This window comes from Fulvivirga aurantia, from assembly GCF_009711475.1.
GTDB lineage: Bacteria > Bacteroidota > Bacteroidia > Cytophagales > Cyclobacteriaceae > Fulvivirga > Fulvivirga aurantia.
This window is the reverse complement of sequence record NZ_SMMD01000684.1, coordinates 1-5,626: the sequence shown is the minus strand read 5'-3', so window position 1 is coordinate 5,626 and position 5,626 is coordinate 1. Positions and strand designations below refer to the sequence as shown.

Annotated in this window: 5 protein-coding genes; 2 read left to right on the top strand and 3 right to left on the bottom strand. The window is 38.1% G+C overall.

What is annotated here, in order from left to right:
• The coding region (locus E1176_RS07320; protein ID WP_155209953.1) for a 3-hydroxyacyl-CoA dehydrogenase family protein at window positions 1–586 on the top strand (586 nt) is incomplete at its 5' end.
• 2 nt (window positions 587–588) lie between these two features.
• On the opposite strand, the gene glmS is transcribed toward E1176_RS07320, so the two are convergent.
• The 3 genes from glmS to E1176_RS07305 form a co-directional block, all read right to left on the bottom strand.
• Window positions 589–2,424 (bottom strand): glutamine--fructose-6-phosphate transaminase (isomerizing), encoded by a 1,836-nt coding sequence (gene glmS / locus E1176_RS07315; RefSeq protein ID WP_155209952.1) that lies wholly within the window; start codon window positions 2,422–2,424, stop codon window positions 589–591.
• 6 nt (window positions 2,425–2,430) lie between these two features.
• Complete coding sequence (locus tag E1176_RS07310) at window positions 2,431–3,726, bottom strand: DUF4270 family protein (protein ID WP_185152685.1); 1,296 nt, start codon at window positions 3,724–3,726, stop codon at window positions 2,431–2,433.
• A gap of 88 nt (window positions 3,727–3,814) precedes the next feature.
• On the bottom strand, window positions 3,815–4,609 hold the full coding sequence (locus tag E1176_RS07305; protein ID WP_155209950.1) for a glycogen/starch synthase: 795 nt from the start codon (window positions 4,607–4,609) through the stop codon (window positions 3,815–3,817).
• Window positions 4,610–4,724: 115 nt separating this feature from the next.
• On the opposite strand from E1176_RS07305, the gene panC reads away from it, so the two are divergent.
• Window positions 4,725–5,576, top strand: coding sequence for a pantoate--beta-alanine ligase (gene panC, locus E1176_RS07300; protein ID WP_155209949.1), 852 nt, complete (start codon window positions 4,725–4,727; stop codon window positions 5,574–5,576).
• The last annotated feature ends 50 nt before the right edge of the window (window positions 5,577–5,626 follow it).

Below are 5,626 nucleotides of genomic sequence, written 5' to 3'. Positions count from 1 at the left end.
GCATGACTATACGCTCCTTGATTCTGATGAAGATTTTGCAGATGAGGCTGAAGTAATCTTCGACTTTGAAGTTGAGGATACTCCCGAGAGCGTTGAAGCCTACCAGGGCTTAGACTTACCGGTTTTTCTAAATACTGTAAAATTAACTCTTTCAGAGCTTAACTACCTTTATGGAATAACAGGCAATATGTATGGATTTAATGGCCTTAAAACTTTCGTAAACAGGCCTCAGTTGGAAGTGACCAGTTTAACTCCTGATGACAAATCGCTAGAACAAATCGCTGAAAGTCTTAATACCGAAATTTTGCAGGTTGATGATCGTGTAGGTATGGTTACACCACGTGTAATTTTTATGATTATTAATGAGGCCTATTATACAGTACAAGAGGGCACGGCCTCTAAAGAGGACATCGATCAGGGCATGAAACTAGGGACAAATTATCCTTATGGTCCTTTCGAGTGGTCTGAAAAAATAGGTATTTCAGATGTTTATGAAACGCTCGAAGCACTATACGAGGACACTAAAGAGGAGCGATATAAGATATGCCCTCTTTTAAAGAAGGCATATCTAAGTAATCAATCTTAATTTTATTCTACTGTAACAGATTTGGCCAGGTTTCTTGGCTGATCCACGTTACAATTTCTCATCACAGCGATGTGGTAAGAAAGTAATTGTAGAGGTATCACAGACACCATAGGCATCAATGCCTCGTCTGTTTTAGGTACCTCGATTACGTAATCGGCCATTTGAGGTATAAGGGCATCACCTTCTGTTACTACAGCGATGATTTTACCTTTTCTAGCTTTCACCTCCTGCACGTTAGATACGATTTTGTCGTAAGAGCTGTCTCTTGTTGCAATACAAACTACAGGCATCTCTTCATCAATCAAGGCGATAGGGCCGTGTTTCATTTCAGCAGCAGGATAGCCCTCTGCATGTATATAGGAAATCTCCTTTAGTTTCAAAGCACCTTCAAGCGCTACTGGGAAGTTGTAACCTCTACCCAGATATAAGAAGTTTCTGGCATCTTTAAACACTTCAGATATTTCCTTAATCTGATCATCCAGCTTTAAGGCCTTCTCAACTTTGCTAGGAATGGTTTCAAGCTCAACTAAAAGCTCTCTATATCTACTTTCGGTAATGGTTCCTTTTTTATGAGCTACTCTAAGAGCGATCATATTCAATACAGTAAGCTGAGCGGTAAATGCCTTCGTACTTGCTACTCCAATCTCAGGGCCAGCATGCGTATAGGCACCTTCATGAGAAGCTCTGGCAATTGAACTACCAACCACGTTACAAACACCAAATATAATGGCACCTTTAGACTTAGCGAGCTCCATGGCTGCTAATGTATCCGCTGTTTCTCCTGATTGGGATATGGCAATAACCACATCACCCTCATTGATCACAGGGTTTCTATACCTAAATTCTGAAGCGTACTCTACTTCAACAGGTATCCTACAAAATTCTTCTATAAAGTATTCTGCCACGAGGCCAGCGTGCCATGAAGTTCCACAAGCTACAATGATTATTCTATCAGCATTAATCAGCTTGTTGGCATATTCTCTTATTCCACCAAGAACCAAACGACCACTATTAGCATTGAGCCTACCTCTCATGCAGTCCATAATAGACTTTGGCTGCTCAAAGATTTCTTTAAGCATGAAATGCTCATATCCACCTTTTTCAATAGCTTCTAACTCTAAGTCAAGTGTTTGAATATAAGGTGTAGACGGAATGTCTTCAGTGTTTTTAAGCTGTAGCTCGTTTTTATTGATAATCGCTATTTCGTAGTCGTTGAGATAGACAACTTCATTTGTATACTCAACAATTGGTGTAGCATCTGAAGCCAGGAAAAACTCGTCCTTACCGATACCAACTACAAGAGGGCTACCTTTTCTGGCAGCGATTAAGGTATCAGGATCATTTTTAGACATTACCACGATCGCGTAAGCGCCTACAACCTTTGTTAAAGCAAGCCTTACTGCCTCATCAATAGTACAATCATTATTAATCTGGATATCTTCAATAAACTGAATAAGAACTTCTGAATCGGTATCACTTCTAAAAGTATAGCCTTTATTAATCAGCTCCTGCTTTAGCGAACTGTAGTTCTCTATTATACCATTGTGTATAATGGCGAGACTTTCAGTGGCTGAATAATGTGGGTGTGCATTCACATCATTAGGCTCACCATGTGTTGCCCAACGTGTATGACCAATACCGATATGGCTATTAAGTTCCTCTTCCTTCAGCGTAGCTTCAAGATCAGAAACCTTACCTTTTTTCTTATAGATATTAAGACCATTGTTTAATAATGCAATACCTGCACTATCATAGCCTCTATACTCGAGGCGTTTTAGTCCTTTTATAACTACTTCGTGTGCTTTTCTATGACCTAAGTATGCAACAATTCCGCACATAGTGTTTTAATTTTTTTCTGGGATAGTGTAAAAAAAACGCAACTTGACACTGCCTTTATCGATGACCGATCGCCTTACACTGTTTTGAGGCAAGCCGAGGGTCGAACTTATAGGGCTTATCATAAGTTGGTCAAATTCAAATTCATCTTGAGATGTAAGTGCTTCAATAAATAAAGGTACCTCCACCTTATACCCGCTTATATCATCATCAAAAGTCGTAGTTACGGTAGTGTTAGAGAGATCTGGTACATTGGCTACTCTGTATTTTTCGTTAGCCAAACTATCTTTAGAAGTAAGATAAAATCCTAGTGAAGAGAGCTCTTCCAAATCACCGGATATAGTCTCCATAACCAATTCAGCACTTTGAACAATTGCTGTTGGCACTGTATCTCTCATGGCTTCCTTTAAATCAGCCATATCGATCTTCATCAGTAAATTGGTGCCAGACTGCAAATATGCTTCATTGTTCGTAGTTACATACGGCTCATATAATTGGTTGAGATCATCAAAGTTTGACCCACTCCAACCAGACTCTGGATTAGGAGTGATGTTATTATAAGATATTGAAGATGAGATCGGGTACCTTACTGTTTTCTGCGTTGTATCTTCAGTATAATAAAAGTAAAGACCTGATTCTGAGCCTATGGAATAATTGAGAATGGCTCCATTAACTTCAGAGGCCTGTATATGTATGCCTTTGAAAAGCGCAGCTATTTCACCAGCTGAGTCATATTGATTCGTTTTTAGTTGAGCAAATAAATCTGCCCCGTATCCTTGATCTAATTTTGTTTGATGACTGTAGATATAGTTATCCTCAGAATCAAAGTTTTTTTCATAGAATGCAGAGTCTGCACTGTCGTTGATACTATCATTTAAATCAATATTGAAATCACTGAACTCCAGACCTAAGCTGTCAGGATATACCTGAAAAGCGAAGGTGCCTATTTGGTCAGCTACAGATTCTGAACTTGAAGATGTGAAGCTTCTAATGTTTCCATTTTCAGTTATTGGAATAGAATCTGCTAATTGAAAGACAGAGAGTCTGTGCTCTGTATCTTCAATATTATTACCATAAACAGATGATAACCTTAGTTTTAGAACCACAGAATCAAAAGTAGCATCTGATTCGAAAGTAACTGAAGAGCCATTGATTTCAGAATAATTCTTTGCTTCGATTAGTCCAAAAGCAGGATCTTGATAGGCACCTACCATAATGGAACCCGTGCCTCTGGTATTGACCCCATCGACCCACACTTGAGATACTTTGTCTTCTAGTGGAATCTCTGCAAAAAAAATCCCCAAATTATTTTCGGGGGGGAGTCCTATTGTGCTGATGTCTTCTTCACACGAAAAAAGTGTAAGGGCTGATAAAGAAATCAGCCCTAAAATTCTAGCCCGCAAGTTCATTATATAAATTGTAGTAAGAGTCTGTGAAATTTTCGTCTTGTTCTATTGTTTCAACTTTTTTATCATCCAATAAGCCATTTAGTGACTTATCTTCTTCTGCTTTGATTACAACATCTGAAAACTCCATGCCTAATTTAATGAAACCGTAGTAATCCGCGGTTTCAAGGTTAGATAACATGCTGTCATCAATATCCATCATTTTAACTTTGTCAATAAGGTCATTGCCAAATTTGTGCTGGAAACCGTTGTTGTAAACAGTGAAAACAGTTTTAGCATCCTTAAATAACGGATCGTTCTTATATGTTGTTTTCAAATACAATGGAATAAGGCTGGTCATCCAATCATTACAATGTACCACATCAGGTGCCCATCCTAATTTTTTTACAGTTTCTATAACGCCCTTGCAGAAAAATATTGCACGCTCGTCATTGTCATCGTAAAAATTATTTTCCTTATCATGGAAGACTGACTTTCTGTGAAAATAATCTTCATTGTCGATAAAGTAAACCTGAAGCTTAGCATTTGGTATAGATGCTACCTTAATAATTAACGGCTTCTCCTCATCACCCACAGAAATGTTTATTCCTGAAAGCCTTACCACTTCATGTAATCTATTCTTTCTCTCATTAATCAATCCAAATCTAGGAACCAATATCCTGATTTCCATTCCTTTCTCCTGCATAGCCTGTGGCAAATTTCTCACAAACTCTGCAACTTCAGAAGTTTGTAAAAAAGGATTGATCTCACTGGCTACATAAAGAATTCGAAGCTTTGACATATATTTATAGGGATTTGTTTGCGTAAAATAAGACCACAAAATTACGAAATTTTTAACGGTATTCAAGATATTGTTTGTCGAAAAACTTAGTTTTGCGACCCTTTAAACTATTAGAATGGAGGTATTTAAGGAGATTTTTCCTCTTAGAGAGCACCTTAAAACGATCAGGGCTGCACACAAAACTATTGGGTTTGTACCCACCATGGGCGCACTTCATGAGGGGCATATGGCTTTGGTCAAAAACTCTTTAGAAGAAAATGACTTTACAATTTGTTCGGTGTATGTAAACCCGACTCAATTTAATAATGCCTCTGATCTTAAAAATTACCCCAGAGAGCTGGAAAAAGACTTACAACTATTGAAAAACAAAGGTTGTGACGCTGTCTTTGCACCCTCTGACAATATTATTTATCCGGAAAAAACAGCCATCACTATCGATTTCGGTAGTTTGGCAAACAGGTTAGAAGGAGCCTTTCGTCCCGGACATTTCAATGGTGTAGCCACTATAGTTTCTAAACTTTTTCATATTGTTGAGCCAGATCAGGCTTATTTTGGTCAAAAAGACCTCCAACAGTTTCTAATAATAAAACAACTGGTCGAGGATCTTTCTTTTCAGATAAAACTGCGCTGTGTAGAAATTGTAAGAGAAGATGATGGGCTTGCACGCTCCTCACGGAATAAAAGGCTTTCTGAGAAAGAAAGAGATAAAGCAGTAGTTTTGCATCAGGCGCTGCTTAAAGCCAGAGATCTTCTGCTAACCGGAAAATCTGTTGGTGATTGTAAATCAGAAGTATCTCAACTTTTTAGTGAGCCGAGTGTGAAATTAGAATATTTTGAAGTGGTAGACGCCAATAGTTTAAAAGTGATAACGAACATTTCTGAACCTAAAAATGTTGCGATATGCGTAGCCGCATTTGTAGGTGAAGTTAGATTAATAGATAACATAATTTTTAGTAAGGAGCTGTAATGCAAATCGAGGTTTTAAAATCAAAAATTCATAGGGTAAAGATTACCCAG

Bases quoted from the DNA above. Each gene is read 5' to 3' on its own strand.
- glmS (WP_155209952.1), bottom strand. From the start codon at position 2,424: ATGTGCGGAATTGTTGCATACTTAGGTCATAGAAAAGCACACGAAGTA.
- E1176_RS07305 (WP_155209950.1), bottom strand. From the start codon at position 4,609: ATGTCAAAGCTTCGAATTCTTTATGTAGCCAGTGAGATCAATCCTTTT.
- panC (WP_155209949.1), top strand. From the start codon at position 4,725: ATGGAGGTATTTAAGGAGATTTTTCCTCTTAGAGAGCACCTTAAAACG.